Source organism: Variovorax sp. J22P240 (assembly GCF_030316855.1).
Lineage (GTDB): Bacteria > Pseudomonadota > Gammaproteobacteria > Burkholderiales > Burkholderiaceae_C > Variovorax.
The window spans coordinates 42,204-58,128 of the sequence record NZ_JASZYR010000024.1; the positions used below are offsets into that span (position 1 = coordinate 42,204).

Sequence of the window (15,925 nt, forward strand, 5' to 3'; positions counted from 1 at the left end):
TCAGGCCAGCATGCGCTTCGCCCACCATCTGCGGCACCGCATTACCCCGATAACGGATTGCTCAGCATCGCATGATCAGGCATCGTTGTTCTCCTCGCAGGCGTCGAGCTCGGCGTGCCATGGTGGCCTCGGTCGGGGAAGCCAAGGAGTTCGGAAACGGCCGACATCTGTCAGCCTGGCTGGGATTGGTGCCCCGGCAGCATTCCTCCGGCGGCAAGTCGCAGCTCGGAGGCATCAGATCGGGCCGTGCGCAAATCCCAAGGACCCTTCCGGGGCGTTTCCAACGAGCTGTGCTTGGTCGCGCCGGCGGTCCGTGTAGAAGGATTAAGGCCTAGCGCTGCCCATTAGATTCGAGAGTCGCGGCGGCAAGATACTTCTTGCAGAAGGCGAGCGCGCAAAGCTAAATGAAACTTGACACCACCGAAAAAGGAGCCGTGGCGAGTCAATACCCGACGCCCTTGAAGCGCAGCTTGGACTTCATCTGATAGTGCAGTGGGGGCGCAACCTGCCTCATGCAGCGCCCCAGAACTTGCAGTAGAGTTCGAAATTAGTACTACACGTGTCGGATACTTCGGCAACAGAGTCTCGATCTCCCAAATTACGCCACTACCAAGCGTTGAAACATCTATAAGGATGGCGTCAACGCTGTCAGCCAATGTCGCGACCGCTAGCTTCCAGTATCCCTCAGTACTGCGAATACGCATCATGCGCGCCGGCGACCAGGATTGATGCCGCATTGATAGAATTGCCTGCGATGCGTCGGCAAGAGAGTCTTCATCGGTTATCTGATACGCAATCCTGTTACGAACTGCATAGCGCAGACAGAAAGTGATCGCCAGGAAAAGCGCAGTTATGATGAAAGTATTGATAATTGCCAGCAGTAGCATTTCGAAGCTGCCCAAGATTGCGATAGGCAGAACGCTTGAAAAGCAGAGCCAGGCCAGCAGCCCGGCGGCTGTAGGCCACCGGCCTGAAGGATTGGAATGGCCCGAGCTGTCGTGAATGGCGACGAGCCGAAAATAGCGCGGTAGGAGTTCAGAGACCACGCCTTCGGCCAGTGTCGAGTCTTTTCCGGCAGAGAACTTGCGCAAATAGAGAACTGTGAATGGCCGGCTGTATCGACGCCAGACCTTTACGAGCCATATTAGCGAGGCCGTTCCAATGGTCAAGAGTAGCCAATTGTCAATGAGGTAAGAAAACAGGGACCAATGCGTTCCTGGCGGCCGGGAGGCTGTAAGTCGCAGCGCTCGTAGGGCTACTATAGAGCCGAAGAGGACAAGAACGGGCGCAAAGCTATGTAGGAAGAAATACTTCCAGGCGCGCAGAACGATCTTTCCGTCCGAAGCCATAGACATGGTATCGGTGCGAATCACCGCGTGTTGCTGGGGTCTGGCGCGTCGCGGAGCGACAAGTTACACGCCCCATCAAACCAACAATCCTTTAACGTCTCCACTCTCAATAACTGGACTTTCATCTGGTATTAATCACCTACACACAAGTTGCATCTGATTTGTGTCATTCAATCTGGCGCGCTGCAAGTCAAGACCCAGTCGGATAAAGCGGTTGGAGAACGCCAGTCTCTTAACATCTTGCGAGCTATATCAACTTGCTTATGCGCCATACGTATCATCCCATCACCAGCTGCATCGACGCCCACACCCTGTCGACGCGGTACTGACCGAACATACGATTCCAAGCCCTAAATAGCGCATCCTCGATCGAGCGGCGCTGGAAGAGTTCCTCGTAGAAGGCCTGTGAGTGGCGCCGGGCCATGCTGTCGTCGATGTTCCAGCGGAAGCTCGCGAGCGCCGGTACACCGCGCGCGCAGAGGTTGAGTACAAAGTCCTGCGAGGCGAAGCTGCTCAAATAGAGGAAGCGCGTGCGCGACAGCCAATCGGCGAACTCGATCACGCCTACATAGTCGGGGTCATCGTCCTTTTCGCGTATTTTGATACGGTTGGCTCTAAAAAGACGAATCCTGATAATAACTTAGGCATCCAGATCGAGGGCAATTCGTACCGCCTGCGCGAGCACGCCGCGCTCACCCCGGAGCACATGCGCGGGCGCACCCTGCTGAGCGAACCGTCACCAATCCCTTCCGTCAAGCGGCGGCCAGGGGGGCCGCGAAAGGAGGTCGCTGCCTCGATCGCGGGCTGAGCACCCGAGACAACGGCCTGGGGAAAATTACTTCGGCCAAATGGGGAAAACTTATGGCTATCCAGACCGAGCCGTTGCGCACCGCCCGGCGCAGAGCAAGCAGGGTGGCGACCTCCAGCGCCCGGAAAGCGCGCTCGCGGTCGGCGTCGGCGATGGCTGCACGCCAGGCGGCTCCCAGTCGTGGGGTCTGACTTCGCTGGGAAGTCGCTTGATGCCGCCGGCATACCCGGCTCGGAGCTTGTTCAGCGCATCGAGTGCCGGGTGCTCGCCGGTGGCCTGCCAAGGCAAGCGACTGACTCCCACCAGCAGAGAACGCACCGGCGCGATCGCATCGATCAGGCGTTGCCGGATGACTGACGCCCGACTCGGCGGGCGCTGAGCGTGCTCGGCCGCGACAATCTCGCGAAGGCGTGAACGCAGTTCGGCATCTGGCACCGCGTCATGACCTGCGAGGTCGGAGAGCTCCAGCAGCAGTTCCTGGTACTGCCGTGCCCAATCCACGGACGCGACACCGTCCGCACAGTGGCGCCACAGGTCGGCCACTCGACGCTGGAACAAGAAGATGATCTGGTCGGTCGCCGTGAGCAGGCAGTAGCGCAGGAAGCAGCTGAGCTCCAGCTTGCGGGCCAACTCCTTGATCTTGGCACTGACCGATGGGGGCCGCCCGGCCATGCGCCGGGCGTAGCGGCGCACCAGCACATCGTTGAGATCCCGCAGATGTCGATCGATGCCGAGGTCAGTCAGGAACGCGATCCTTTCCAGGACCTCGGTGATCTGGCGCGTCGAGTGCCTTGCCGGCGCGCTCCATAGCCAGCTCTGGCAGTGTTCGCCGTCCGGACGTGGCGTGTTCAATGCCGATATCCAGCGCTTGCGAGTCTCGGCAGGCACTGTGGTCACGATGAACTGGCCGGTCGATGCTTCCCGTTCGACCAGGGCGGCCGCCACCATGGCGCGGATCACCCGGTCGTGCACGATGAGCAGGCGATGGTCGTAGAGCCACTGCCTGGCAAGGACCAGGAGCCGCTCGCGGTCCGAGCAATGCGCAATTTCGTCGCGCAGGACCCGTACCAAGGCTCGGCGCTGATGCTCGGTCATCCACTTAAATCCCAGGCATTCGCAGGCTTGGTGCTGGTGATCGAACAGGGTGCGTCCGCGGGCGTACAGCGCGCGCAGAGACACCAGATCCGGCGCAGCGATATCCGGCTCCCGGCCAAGGTGGCGAAGCAGGGCAGGGGGCACGATCCGCACGCTGTTCAGGGCCGTCCGGTCATGCGGGCGAAGCCGATGTGCAGTGCCAAGCCAAGCTTGAGGCTGTCGCTGCGCCGACGAGCAATCAAGTCGAGCTCAGTCGGCTGAAGCTGAAGAACGTCTCCAACTCGAACTCGCTGATCTCGCCGGGCATGTCGCGCAGGCCCAGATAGGACGTCTGACAGCCTTGCATCGCCGCGCTCCTCCGTCGTTCAGGGGGCGCAGACGATACGCCGCAAAGAAGTGAACAGCAATGCTCGCGAAATCAACAACTTAACGAACCGACTCCGCGCCGTTGCTGGAGTTGCGAACCGTCACTTTTGACACCAAAATCAAATCGACCCCGACGCACGTTTGCAGCGTGGTGGCCGGGAAGACCGCACCGAGCGCCTCGCCGATGCCCTTGAGGCCGTCGGTGACCGCAATCAGGATGTCGCTCACGCCGCGCGTCCTCAGGTCGTTGAAGACCTTCATCCAGAACTTGGCGCCCTCGGTGTTCTCGATCCACAGGCCCAGGATGTCGCGGGTGCCGTCGGGCAGCACCCCCAGGGCCAGGTAGATCGCCTTGTTGCGCACCACCGCCTCTTCCCGGATCTTCACGCGCAGTGCGTCGAAGAAGATCACCGGGTACATCGGCTCCAGCGGCCGCGATTGCCAGGCGCTGACCTCGGCCATCACGGCATCGGTGACCGAACTGATGAACTCGGCGCTGACCTCGGTGCCATATTGTTCGGCAAGGAAGCCCTGAATCTCGCGCACCGTCATGCCGCGCGCGTACATGGCCACGATCTTGTCGTCGAAGCCGGTGAAGCGTCGCTCGTGCTTGGGGATCAGGACCGGCTCGAACGAGCCCTCGCGGTCAGGCGCCACCTCGATGCGCACCGAGCCGTCCTCGGTCAAGACAGTCTTGCCGCTGGCGCCATTGCGGTGGTTGCTCGCGTCCTCGACCTTCGTCGCACCCGGCGGGTAGCCCAGATGGTGCGACAGCTCCGCGACCAAGGCGCGTTCGATGAGCGCCTTCTTGAAGGCCATCGAGGCGGCTTGCACCGCCTCGGCGCTCATGGGCCCCTTCACGAACTGGTCAATCAGTTACTTGGGGATCGACGGCAACGCCCCCGCGGCGGCCGCTGCCGCCTTCGTCGTCTTCCTGCTTGGCATACATGCTCCTGGTCGTCATGCTATGCCTCGCACACAAAATTCCGGACAGGCTCTTCCGTCTTGACACGCTCTGCCAACTCGGCCGGCGAACCGCCGATCCGCGCCGATCTCGAGACCGGCAGTTTGGTGTGCCCCCTCGCCGAACCGGACGTACATCTTTCGCAATGCATCCGGCTCTCCAGGAACCAAGGTGAAGTCGGGTGGTTCATCCATCTGCGTTTGTAGCGCTGCCCCTTCATCCAGCCCATTTGGTATTGCTCGTGCCGGACGCGCTGCCCACGCGTCGTGTAGGTCGGTGCCGGGTGGGTCGTCGGTGTCGGAGCGGCAACCGCACGGACGTTGCTGGGTGCTTCTTTCGCATCCAGCGCCACCCAGGGTCTCCCATGTACCGATCAAGGCCGCCGAGGACGTTCTTCGCTCCGATGCACACGCTCCTCTTGCAACTCATGAGCGACCGGCACGGCCCGCCTCTCACCCTACCAGGGTGTCCCTCAAACTTTGCAAGAGGTCTTTGAATTTTGCTTGAATCGACCCGTCGGACATCTGCGCAACGCTCGTTTCAAGATCGGCAAGAGTTACTTCGATCTTCCACGCTGCGTGTCCTTCGCGTTTTACCAGTTTCACGGCCTTGGCGGCGGCCTCGTAGCTCCCCGCGTCAAACGCTGCTCCCAGCAGCGTGGCCCGCGCCCATTCATCGGCTCTGCCACTAGCGATCGCAGACTCCGTCATCACCACGGTAAGTTGCTGAACGAACTTCGCCTGTTCTTCGTCGCCTTCCTCACCGCGCATGCGGTAGAGACGCGCTAGGTTGGATACGCAGTAGTAGTTCCCGAGTTCGAGCAGCATGCCCTTTTCATACGATTCAATCGCCAGATTCAGCGATCGAAGTTGCGCTCTGCCGTCGTTCCTGACCTTCGCTTCATTCACCATCCTCTTGTGGCGACCGCCGATCAATCCGCGTCTCTCCGATGTGTCACCACCCATTTCTATCATCGCGTTAAGCCCGGCGATCGCTGCGAGGTGATCACCTGATTTCGATTGCGCAAGTGCGCGTTGCTCCCTCATCACTGCCAATTCGCGGAGCTTCTGCGGCAATGCCTCCATATACGCAAGCGCTTCCGCCCAGCTTGCGTGATCGCGCAGCAAGGTCACCATCGGGATTGCGAAAGAGCCGAGGCGTTGAGTGGCAGCTGGATGTTCCGCGGCCATGGCCAGTGCGGCTTGGCGTGCGCCTTCTCGATTGCCGAGGGTACCAACCGCCCCTATGCGCTCGTTGAACGTCGTGTACTCAGCCAATTCCTTGCGCATCGTCAAGGCCCTGTCGGCAGATGGATTCGGATACCCCGGCAAGACCTGGTACATCGGCGATGCACCGTCGCGCATTGCAGGGATGCCCGCTTCGAGTTGCTTGGCGATCTCTGCCGCCTGCTCGTCGGAGAGTTGCTGTTGCGGCAGAGGGTACGTGAGTCGCCGCATCTGCTGCACATCGAACAGCGGCGTCGACCAATCGGCGGCAATTAAGACACACCCGTCCGGCTTTGCCGCATGCCTCACGCCGATTTCGTAGTACACGTTACCGTTGGGAATCGACATGTCCGCAACCACCAAATCAGCAAAAAAGAGACGTTCGAGCATTTCATGAATGATCAGGGCGCCGATGTCCTGATCTGCCCGCACCGGTTCATAGCCTAGTGAGAGCAGGGCTGGGCTGATGGCGCCAGACCATAGTCGGTCAAAATCCACACGGCCCGGAGCGTTGGCAGCGCTCGCAGGTACTTCCTTGATCCCGAAGGGCATCACCACGAAGCAAATGGGCATCGTAGGCATAGTGTGGTTCCTTTGCTTGCATCGCAGCCAACAGAGCGATGCACTAGTAGCAACTGCTTCCTTCGCTGCCGCTCAAATCGGTCAAGTTTCTAAGATTGCGGTGATGAGAGGGGGACTTTCGCCTATGTGCTGAATCAAATTCACTGTTTTCCCTGATGGGTAGCCGTCTTATGATGCACATTCATCTAGCAGTCTGCATTCGCAATCGGCAACTGAGCATCCTCAGTCTTGTTGATATGCCTCTATCGCAAATGCACCCGGCTCGAACTTGAAGCACCGCGCATCCGTGCGCGGCGTTGACCCTGCAACAGCTACGCGAGGTGATCGGCGAGGCTGCCAACCACAAGTGATTGATCCATGACCGCGAGTCGGATCGATGGAGCGTCAGGGACGTGGCCCTTCAAGGGCGGAGCCTCGCAGCGCGAAGCGGGTCATGACTCCGCCCAGCGCCCGCGATTGCGAGCCAGTAGGTTCGCATGCACAATGCCCGCGTGCGCCCCACGGATTTCGAGGTCGAGCCGCTTGCGCGCGACCTAGTGTTCATCTCTTACCGGCGTACCGACTCGATCGCGCCGGTTACAGCGCTGCGTCAAACGCTCGTCAGAAGATTCGGCGTAGCCGCTGTCTTTCACGATCTCAGCAGTATTCCGCCCGGCGCCCCGTTCCCTGACTACCTGCGCGCGCAGCTGCAGCGGGCCGTGGTGGTCATCGCTGTCATCGGAAATCGATGGCTGACGGCGAGTGACGGAGACTCCCGGCGGCGTATCGACGATCCTCGGGACTGGGTGCATATTGAGTTGGCCGCTGCGTTGTCCGACGACCAGACGACGGTTATCCCCCTCCTCGTTGAGGGCGCGCCCTGGCCACCGGCCGACGCTCTGCCGCCCACTCTTCAGTCGCTGGTCATCCTGCAGGCCGTCCCCGTGTCGTATGAGGCTTGGGATCTTGGTCTCGAACCGTTGCTGAACCGCATCGGCGAACTGCTCGGAACAGGCCAGAACACCGGGCCGACGTACACGCGATTTCGGCCGTCCTATCGGCCAATCCTTCGAGCACTGCGAGTCGCACACCCCACCCTGCTCGATCGCGACGATGATCTGGCGTCGCTCGTGCTGGCGGCGCAGCACGATGGCTACCTGGTTGTCGAAGGTGATGCGTGGACCGGCAAGACCGCCCTGGTCGTCCACTTGACGGCCGAACTGCAGGTTCGTGGCATGGACGTAATCGCCTACTTCGTCGAGGAAAACCGGGAGAACCTTGCCAAGTCGTTCTATACCTATGTGAACTCCCAGCTGCTCGATCTCATACGAGGGGCAGGTGGCCTAGCCGAGGACCACCAGTTGGGACTGCAGTTCCAAGAGCTGTGGGTAGCGGCATCTTCCGCGGCCGGCTCTAGCGGACGCAGGCTCGTTCTCTGCGTCGACGCCATCGATGAGCAGTCGCAGGACGATCCAATCGCCGCTTGTCTGCCAGTGTCATTGGCGGCCGGTGTGACAGTCATCGTGACGAGCCGTCCGTTTCCGTCGGTCGATTCGGGTCTGCCGGCCTACCACCCGCTGGCAACCCTCGACCCAACGCGACGCTATCGTTTGACAGGCAGCCCACACGCGCGCGCCTATCAGGCGGAGGCGCAGCGGGCCATTGCCGCGTACCTAGACGGACCTGACGCCAATAGAGAGGACCTCATCGGCTTCCTCGCCGCGTCCCGAGCGCCGCTGGCAACAGACGAACTCTCCGAGCTGCTCGAGATCGCACCGGGGCGTGTCGAGAGCCTCATCCGTCCAATCGGCCGCTACATCCGGCATGTCGAAGATGTGGGCGGCTCGGCTCGTGTGCAGCTCAACCACACCGAGCTTGTCAGACAGGCCCGGGCCTGGTTCGGCCGTCGCCGTGTGGGCGCCTACGTCGCACGGCTACTTGGCTGGGCCGACCACTACGCCAAGCTTGGCTGGCCCACCGAGACTTCGTGGTATCTCGTGGCGCATCTGGACGATCTCGTACAGCGAGCCGACGACGTCGACGATCGGCTCGGCCGGCTTGAACGGTTGCTCGCCGACGCCAGAATCGCGCTGCTTCGGCGTCGGTTCCACTTCCAGCCGCTGTTCTCTTCCATAAATTTCCTGCGGTCGGCCCCCGCCAAAAGCGTCGGCCGACCCGATGAACTACGGCTCGCCGTCCTGAGCCATGAACTGCGTGCAGCCACCGAGGAAGTACCAATCGAGGTCCTCGTCGGACTTGCCGCCGTCGGGGAAGTCGACTTTGCGATACAGCGAACGTTGAGCAATCCCGACGGCGTGCGAGCGTCGGAGGCCCTGATCGCCACCGTCGACATTCTGGCCGACCGAGACTTTCCGGCCGCCGTCGACATCGCCAACCGCATTCCCGACGAACGGCTGCGCCGACAGGCTTTTGTGCTTCTGGCGTCTCGGAAAGCGGTCACCGACCCGGAGGCGGGGCTAGCGATTGCCATGTCGATCGACGACGTGGCGTGGAAGGCCGTGGCCGTGGCGGACGTCGCCGCGGCAACCAGCCAGGAGGAACTCGCCGCGCGGGCAGTCGACTTGGCAGGGTCGCTAGACGACGTCGACGAGCGCCGCGAGGCGCTGATCGTCGTCGCGAAGACGTTCGCGCCGGCCGCGCCAAGGCTCGCCCTTCAGACGCTCATCGCCGCCGGCATCGACAGCGGCATGGCTGACACGGTCAGCGACGCCATCGTCCGTCTTGCGAAAATTGACGTCGACGAGGCACTGAGTGCCTTTGAGGAACTGCCGCCGGACGGCATCGAGTTTGTCCGGGCAAATCTCGCATTGTCGATCGTCGGGATCCGGCCATCGGCCGCCATCAAGCTTGGCCATGACCTCGATCGATCGGAGACGCTGTTGGCGGGAGAGATCGACGTGGCACTGCTGCATTCAGAGTTGGCCGGGAAGCTCGCAGAGGCCGACCTTGGGCTGGCGCACCAGTATGTGAGTGAACTCAAGTGCGAGCTCGCCCGCACGTGCAGCGAGCTGACCCTGCTTGCCCTGTCGGGCGATCTTGTCCGAATCGGACGGCTGGTTCATGACCTTAACGAGATGGAGTCGCCTTTCGAAAACAGGTACTTTGGGATCCGCCAGGAACTGATATATGACCTGCCGCCCCTCCGCGTCGAGGCGCAGATGTCGTTCAGTCGAAACGACGGTGGTCGCCTCGGTGTCGGTCGCGTGATTGCCGCCTGCGCGCGATCGATCGCTTCGTCCACAACGCCGGCCTCCGCCATCTCTTTCGTCGAATCGCTTGCCGACCCCGTCCAACGCGGATGCGGCCTCTCGGCGGTTGCCGCGCTCGAACGGGACCCGGCCCTCGCGCGAGCTGCGTTTGCGACAATTCCGGCGATTGAATCCGACTTTCGGACGGACGTTGCCGAATGGATGGCACTGGAGTGCGGAAGCGCTGGCTTGATCGTCGAGGCCTGGGACGCACTCGGTCGCTTCGACGCGGGGTCGGGCCCGGTCGGTCGGTTCGTTCAATTTGTATCCGAACGCGATGCCTCAACTGCGGTCGATCTCGTGCGGTCGATCGGCGACGCCTCGATCCGGTCCAAGCTTCTTGCGACGCTCGGTGTCAAACTGCTTCGGCGTGACCTGGTGGAGGAAGCCGACGAAGTCACGATCGGTCTGAAGGCGGCATCGTGGACGCAGCCCGTCCGACGGGATCTCTTCCTCGCGGTCGCCGCGAGAGATCCGCAGCTCGCGTTGCAGCTCGCGGATTCGCTCGACAACCCCTTCGACCGCGATAAGGTTCTGCTTGCGGCCGCCAGCACGGCCGCAAGCAGCGACCGTGACGTCGCCGCGACGGCTCTCGGACATGTGCAGGATGCAGCTGAGCGAGCGATAGGCCTCGCCCATGTCGCCGCGATCTGGAATCACCATCAACTGGCGGCCGACGCCATTGACTTGGCGCGTGCCCGACCACCCGCCTCGCAAGGGCCATCCTTGCTTTTCGATGTCGGCAGCCGCATCCTGGCCTCCGACCTCGGACTCATCGACCACCTGAAAGATGCCATCGCTGGGACGCCGGACGCGAGGGACCTTTTTTTTGCCGCGGGCGTCGACTTGGTCACGTCAAAGCCCGACGACATGCTGGCACTTGGTCGGCTGGTCAAGCCCGAGTCCCATCGCGCGGTCGCCCTTGCTAGCTTGGCAAACGTGCTCCATCGGCCCGAGTTGCGCGACGAGGCGATCGAAACAGCGCGCCGGCAGAGCAGTGGCTTCGACCGGGCGGTGGCTCTGGGCAGGGTCGGTAAAGAGCTTGGCCAGCCGGAACTCGAGGAGCAAGCTCTTGTGATTGCTCGTTCCCTTGAGGCCGATGAGTTCCGCGCAGCCATGATCTATTTGATCAAGTTGACGGCGACTAGAAGCGCGGCGAACGGTGAAGAGCAGGCGAGGTCCGCCTTCAGTACCGCTGCGACGATTGATGATCCGGACGCAAGCTCGATGGTCGATCAAGCGCTGGCAGTCATCGCCCAGGAAACGGCAGGCCGCGAGCCTGGAACGGCGATTCGCTTGGCTGAGGGGATTGGCGGTGAGGAACTCCGGGTGAATACTACGCTCTCGGTCGCGGCCGAGATCGGGCGAACAGACGTCCGCGCTGCGCTCGGGCTGCTCGATCAGCTTGGACGCCGCAACTACGACACTGAGCAGGTGATTGCAGGCCTCGTCGGGAATCTGGCAACGACGGACCCCGACGCCGCCACAGAGCTGGCCACAGCCATTGCGAACGTTCAGCTACGCGACGATGCTCTCGTGTCCGTGGCGGGCGTCCTAGAGGCCACGAATCTGCAGGCGGCCCATGAAATGACCGAAATGATCGACGATGGAAACCGTCGGGTCGAATTTGCGCTTCATCTGGTGGCGCAGCTCGCCGAGACCGATCCGCGAGTTGCTTTGGAATGGACTGAGCAGATCGGCGACACGCCGGGACGGGCACGAGCACTTCTCGACCTGTCGCTCCGGTGGGCCGGATCAGAGAACGAGGAGCTAGCTCACGCAGGCTCGGCCGCACTCGACTGGCTCATTGATAGGTGGTGCGCCGACCTCGACCCCTCTGTGGCAGTGCGGTTGTGCCGGACGGGATAAGCACGGGCTACACCTTTAGTTGGTCAGCGCAGAAGACGCCGCCGCGCGTCAATTCGCGTTTGAGGCGTCGCTGCAAGAACACGCGCAGCGTCGCCAGCGCGGTACCCTCACGACAACCCTGCCAAACAGGCATCGGTAGTGGATGTCATGGTAATCCTTAACGTTTCGACTCGACCATGGCCGACTGCGACTCGACCTGTCGCGTGACGATCTCTGCCTGTAGGCGGGCGAGCAAAGCCTTCGCATCCGCCAAGCCCAGCTCCAGAGTCTGGACGCTCGGCCGCGCATCGAGTTCTAGGGTCAACAGCGGCAGCAAATCGGACTCGCCGACGCCATCGGAGATGGCAAGACTGATTTTGAGCTGCATGGCCAAGCTCCAAGGGCATTCAAGAAATCAGTCTCATGCCACCGAGCCGCGCCGAGGATCCGCAATCGTGATTTACAGGTTAGTGATCGCACACCCACCAGTTGAACCGCTCCCGGCGCTGACTTCCCGCGCCAACGCGTCCGCCGTACGACGTGCGTCTTCACGCTTCAGTTCAGGCCGCTCAGGCTCTGCGACACGAACGTCATCAACTGGTAGGACGTGGCGGCGTGATTGCGCTAGACAACTGGTGCTTGTCCAAGTAGGTTCCTGCGTGCGCCTCGGGAGCGAAAACCGGATCGCTTCTCTGTTAACAAGGGGATGTTCATGGCACGCGTTGAGAAGACCGTTTTCATTAGCTACCGTCGATCAAATGTGCCTTGGGCGCTAGCGGTGTTTCAATACCTGACGAGAACGGGTTACGACGTATTTTTTGATTTTCAAGGAATCGCAAGTGGAGATTTTGAAAGCGTCATTCTTGACAACATTAAATCACGCGCGCATTTTCTTGTTTTGTTAACTCCGTCCGCGCTAGAACGATGCGATGAGCCGGGAGATTGGCTAAGACGTGAAATTGAATACGCGCTCGAGCATCGTCGAAACATTATTCCCCTTATTCTTGAAAGCTTCGATTTTGGCTTGCCTTCAATAAAGTCGCAGTTGACGGGGAAACTCGCCGCACTCACCCGATACAACGCGCTGAAGGTACCACCTGAGTACTTCGACGCAGCGATGACGCGCCTTCACGAGCACTATCTAAATGTTCCGCTCGACGCAATACTGCATCCCGCTTCCGAGCCTGCATTGCAGGCGGTCAAGGAGCAGCAGGAGGCGGCAGCAACTGCCCGCAGCGTCGAGAAGGTCGAACTGACGGCGCAAGATTGGTTCGAGCAAGGTTTCACGGCGAGTTCTTCACGAGAAAAGATCCACGCCTTTAGTCAAGCCATTCGACTTAAGCCGGAATTCTCGGGCGCATTCGTTCAAAGGGGTAATGCCGAGTTGGATATTAAGAATTTTGAAAATGCGAGAAAAGATTTTGCCGCCGCGCTCGAGATCGCACCTTCAGATCCGGACGCGTATTGTGGTCGCGGCGTCCTCCGACAACTGGAGGGCGATATTGACGGTGCACTTCAGGATTTCAGCGAGGCAATCCGATTGCAGCCCACTCATACGACAGCATTTGCCTATTTGGGTGCCGCTCGACATAAAAAGGGGGATAGCAAAGGCGCAGTAAGGGAATTTAGCAAGGTGATAGCGCTGAAGCCGAATGACGCGATGGCATATCATCGTCGGGGCTTAGCTCACCATGGTCTTGGAAAGCTAGAGTCCGCATTGAACGATTTGAATGAGGCTATTCGAATAAAGCCAAACTTTGCTCAAGCCTTTAATGATAGGGGGCTAATTCGATATGCACTTAACGACCTGCATGGCGCAGAATCCGACTTTACCTTAGCAATTCAACACAAAATAACGAATGAGCGAGGCCATTTCCCGAGGTATAGGTACTCAGATGGCAGAGACAATTATCTCAGTGGCAATGACGGTGATGTGGACATGCTTGGATTCAAGAACGCAGTTCGACCTGATTCGAGTCAATTCCCAGTCGAAGCGGAGTCGAGTTTGAGATTTTCAACATTACTTGGGAATAGGGCCAGAGCTCGTGCTGCGCTCGGCGACGTGGATGGCGCAAAAGGCGATTCCTTGCAATCAAGCCGAATCAAAGGACGGGAGGCGACACAATTTGTGGATGGGGCTTAGATCACGAGTTGGGCTACGCGAATCTTCTCCGCAGATTGACGCGGTGGCGAAGATTTTCGAATTCGACATGTTAGGCGAGGCGGGGGTCGACGTCAGGACGCGGTCGGCAAATACCTTGTCGTGCCAGAAATCAACGAGCCGACGCTTGGATGCAGAACGCAAGCGAACAGGGCGTTTGCAGAGGCGCAGCAGCGCCGGATCGGCTTCCAGGCGAAGCCACCTGATCGAACGTCGGCCAGTTGACCAGTCGGACCCCACTGCCCAGCTTGGGGCAGAACCTCGTGGGCATGATGCGTCCAGCGGCGTCGAGAAGCGCGGCGCGAAACTCCTCATGTTTCAACACCTTACGCGGCCCTCCACGCATTGGATTCGCGAAGTACCGGATTTACTTTCTTTCTTGTGACGGTAAATCTGTGACTGCGAGACCATGCCAGGCTCGTAGGTGCGCCGTACCAGCGCTGCCTTTTCAGAGAGGGACCAGCGCCTGCGGCGCTGGTCTTTCAAAATCACTTCCACCGACTCCGTATGCCTAGTCGTATTCATAGTCCTATTCCTATCACAAAGATAAGCGATAGGACGGGACCGGGGAATCAGGGGGCTATTTCATCCGCACCTGTCAATCTTCAACTTCGCTTACCTTATGCAGAAAAATATGGATAACGATATGTCTCTGCATGTCTTTTACTCGTACTCTCACCGAGACGAACAGTTTCGAGAAAAACTTGCAACTTCTCTCGCGCCGCTTAGGCAGAAAAAACTGATTACAGAGTGGCACGATCGCAAGATTGCACCAGGCATTAACTGGGACGTGGAAATTAGCACTCAGCTCGAATCTTCAGACTTGGTCCTCGCCCTACTAAGTCCAGACTTTCTGGCGTCGGATTACTGTTTCGGCGTCGAAATGGAGCTTGCGTTCACGAGAGTGAAGGAACGCCGCTCGATGCTGGTGCCAATTCTGGTGCGGCCATGCATGTGGGAAGAATCTAGATTTAGCGCATTGCAAATGATTCCCAGGGATGCAAAGCCTATTGCGTCCGCGCAATTTCTTGATGAGGCATTGAAGGAGGTTTCACGGGAAATCCGAGATTTGGTCTTAGACGCCTTGTCTATTTCGAAGCACGAAGAGCCCGAGAAATCTTCCCGGACTAGTTCTGATTCGTCGCTGGATATTGTGCGCAAACAGATTCATGCATATGCAAGACTCTATGAAAAGACTCGACAGCGAATGCCCGCATCGGATACCCGGACAAAGCAGAGATTTTTAAAAGTTTGCAGTCTCTTGCTACCGCGTCGTATCCGCTACTTGCAGAGCTGTGTCGCAGTCCATCGCCAGGTGAACGCTTGGCGGCAGTCTCAATACTCCAGACGTTCTCGGATGAAGCATCACTAGAGTTCTTGGTTGAGCTAGTTCGTACCGAAAAACCTTTCGTCGCATACCAGGCGATAAAGGCACTAAAGTTTGCGGTGGGCGCGCTAGACTCCCTTTCGTATCCAGCCCTGGCAGACGCTCTAGACCGTGTTAAAGGTGTGCTGGACTCGGCAGCAGTTGGCTCTAACACGGATCGGCAGTTGATGCACCAGACGGCTGTCGAAGAGTTGCGTCGAAATAGTTCGGCCGCTTAACAGGCTTCTGAAATACCTCTCCCACCAGTCTGCGCGTGACAGGCCTCAGGCGTTGGAAGTTGACTTCAATTGTGAGTTTCATCGTCGGACCTCCAATATGGTTGCGATGCCAGGGCTGCGAGCCTTTGGTTGACCGCGCGCCGGTTGAAGCGGTCAGGGTGATATCGGCTCAGGATGTCCCGTTCCTCCTCGTCCATGTCATCGATGAGGTCCTCCCGTAGCTCACGTGATTGGCGCTCGCCGATGAGGGCATACACGGATCGGTCGGCCATGAACGCCTGCGGGCCGCCGCAGTCCTCGGGCGGTGCTGCTCTGTGTCCAGCGGTGCACGAGGGATCGAGGGATAGCTCAACGCGCGGTCAATCGCTAGGGCCGCCTCGATGCGCAGATCATGAATCCAGCAATCGCCGAAGTCATACTGATAGGTGAATCGCTCGCCGCGTCTCAGATGCAAGTCGCCAATCGCCACGGCGCGGGCGTCAGTGGAGAAATACAGGCCGCCGTCCTTGCAGACGCCGTACTCGCGACCGTGGATATCGAAGCGATGGAGGTGCAGGTCTTCCGTATGCGGTCAATAAACCGCGTCCTGTTCATCGACGCAGATCAAGTGCAGGGGTTGAGCTACGAGGTTGGCAGCGCGATGTTCCAGGGCAGTAGCGCCTCGTAGTCGTCG

At 59.8% G+C, this 15,925-nt stretch carries 9 protein-coding genes and 4 pseudogenes; 5 read left to right on the forward strand and 8 right to left on the reverse strand.

Annotated elements, in window-relative coordinates; genetic code table 11:
• Positions 1–116: 116 nt before the first annotated feature.
• Positions 117–296 (forward strand): annotated as a pseudogene (locus QTI24_RS29855) (transposase); the annotation flags it as partial.
• 48 nt (positions 297–344) lie between these two features.
• On the opposite strand, the gene QTI24_RS29860 reads toward QTI24_RS29855, so the two are convergent.
• The 5 genes and pseudogenes from QTI24_RS29860 to QTI24_RS29880 form a co-directional block, all read right to left on the reverse strand.
• The gene (locus QTI24_RS29860) at positions 345–1,373 is read right to left on the reverse strand and encodes a hypothetical protein (RefSeq protein WP_286605415.1); all 1,029 of its coding nucleotides are present in this window, start codon (positions 1,371–1,373) and stop codon (positions 345–347) included.
• A gap of 253 nt (positions 1,374–1,626) precedes the next feature.
• Positions 1,627–1,911 carry a CHAT domain-containing protein gene (locus QTI24_RS29865; RefSeq protein ID WP_286605416.1) on the reverse strand — a complete coding sequence of 95 codons (285 nt, stop codon included), beginning with the start codon at positions 1,909–1,911 and terminating at the stop codon, positions 1,627–1,629.
• Between the two features lie 303 nt (positions 1,912–2,214).
• A complete protein-coding gene (locus QTI24_RS29870; protein ID WP_286605417.1) occupies positions 2,215–3,405 on the reverse strand; it encodes a hypothetical protein in 1,191 nt (396 codons plus the stop codon).
• A gap of 345 nt (positions 3,406–3,750) precedes the next feature.
• Positions 3,751–4,494 (reverse strand): annotated as a pseudogene (locus QTI24_RS29875) (IS256 family transposase); the annotation flags it as partial.
• Positions 4,495–5,034: 540 nt separating this feature from the next.
• The gene (locus QTI24_RS29880) at positions 5,035–6,390 is read right to left on the reverse strand and encodes a tetratricopeptide repeat-containing protein (RefSeq protein ID WP_286605418.1); all 1,356 of its coding nucleotides are present in this window, start codon (positions 6,388–6,390) and stop codon (positions 5,035–5,037) included.
• A 476-nt stretch (positions 6,391–6,866) separates the two neighbouring features.
• On the opposite strand from QTI24_RS29880, the gene QTI24_RS29885 reads away from it, so the two are divergent.
• Positions 6,867–11,507 carry a toll/interleukin-1 receptor domain-containing protein gene (locus tag QTI24_RS29885; RefSeq protein WP_286605419.1) on the forward strand — a complete coding sequence of 1,547 codons (4,641 nt, stop codon included), beginning with the start codon at positions 6,867–6,869 and terminating at the stop codon, positions 11,505–11,507.
• Between the two features lie 157 nt (positions 11,508–11,664).
• Here the strand turns inward: QTI24_RS29885 and QTI24_RS29890 are convergent, their stop codons facing one another.
• Positions 11,665–11,874: a hypothetical protein gene (locus QTI24_RS29890; protein WP_286605420.1), complete on the reverse strand. Its 210-nt coding sequence runs from the start codon at positions 11,872–11,874 to the stop codon at positions 11,665–11,667.
• Between the two features lie 324 nt (positions 11,875–12,198).
• On the opposite strand from QTI24_RS29890, the gene QTI24_RS29895 reads away from it, so the two are divergent.
• The 3 genes from QTI24_RS29895 (at position 12,199) to QTI24_RS31575 (ending at position 15,252) form a co-directional block, all read left to right on the forward strand.
• On the forward strand, positions 12,199–13,629 hold the full coding sequence (locus QTI24_RS29895; protein WP_286605423.1) for a toll/interleukin-1 receptor domain-containing protein: 1,431 nt from the start codon (positions 12,199–12,201) through the stop codon (positions 13,627–13,629).
• 664 nt (positions 13,630–14,293) lie between these two features.
• Positions 14,294–15,019: a toll/interleukin-1 receptor domain-containing protein gene (locus tag QTI24_RS29900; protein ID WP_286605424.1), complete on the forward strand. Its 726-nt coding sequence runs from the start codon at positions 14,294–14,296 to the stop codon at positions 15,017–15,019.
• Positions 14,971–15,252: a hypothetical protein gene (locus QTI24_RS31575; RefSeq protein WP_353506127.1), complete on the forward strand. Its 282-nt coding sequence runs from the start codon at positions 14,971–14,973 to the stop codon at positions 15,250–15,252. Before QTI24_RS29900 ends, QTI24_RS31575 begins: the two co-directional genes overlap by 49 nt.
• 65 nt (positions 15,253–15,317) lie before the next feature.
• On the opposite strand, the pseudogene QTI24_RS31580 reads toward QTI24_RS31575, so the two are convergent.
• Together QTI24_RS31580 and QTI24_RS31585 are read right to left on the reverse strand one after the other, a co-directional pair.
• A pseudogene (locus QTI24_RS31580) lies at positions 15,318–15,566 on the reverse strand (hypothetical protein); the annotation flags it as partial.
• Between the two features lie 80 nt (positions 15,567–15,646).
• Positions 15,647–15,808, reverse strand: a pseudogene (locus tag QTI24_RS31585) (IS1096 element passenger TnpR family protein); the annotation flags it as partial.
• Between the last annotated feature and the right edge of the window lie 117 nt (positions 15,809–15,925).

What these genes read in the sequence shown, in the direction of transcription:
- QTI24_RS29890 (WP_286605420.1), bottom strand. Translation starts at nt 11,874, where the DNA reads ATGCAGCTCAAAATCAGTCTTGCCATCTCCGATGGCGTCGGCGAGTCC.
- QTI24_RS29895 (WP_286605423.1), top strand. Translation starts at nt 12,199, where the DNA reads ATGGCACGCGTTGAGAAGACCGTTTTCATTAGCTACCGTCGATCAAAT.
- QTI24_RS29880 (WP_286605418.1), bottom strand. Translation starts at nt 6,390, where the DNA reads ATGCCTACGATGCCCATTTGCTTCGTGGTGATGCCCTTCGGGATCAAG.
- QTI24_RS29900 (WP_286605424.1), top strand. Translation starts at nt 14,294, where the DNA reads ATGTCTCTGCATGTCTTTTACTCGTACTCTCACCGAGACGAACAGTTT.
- QTI24_RS29885 (WP_286605419.1), top strand. Translation starts at nt 6,867, where the DNA reads ATGCACAATGCCCGCGTGCGCCCCACGGATTTCGAGGTCGAGCCGCTT.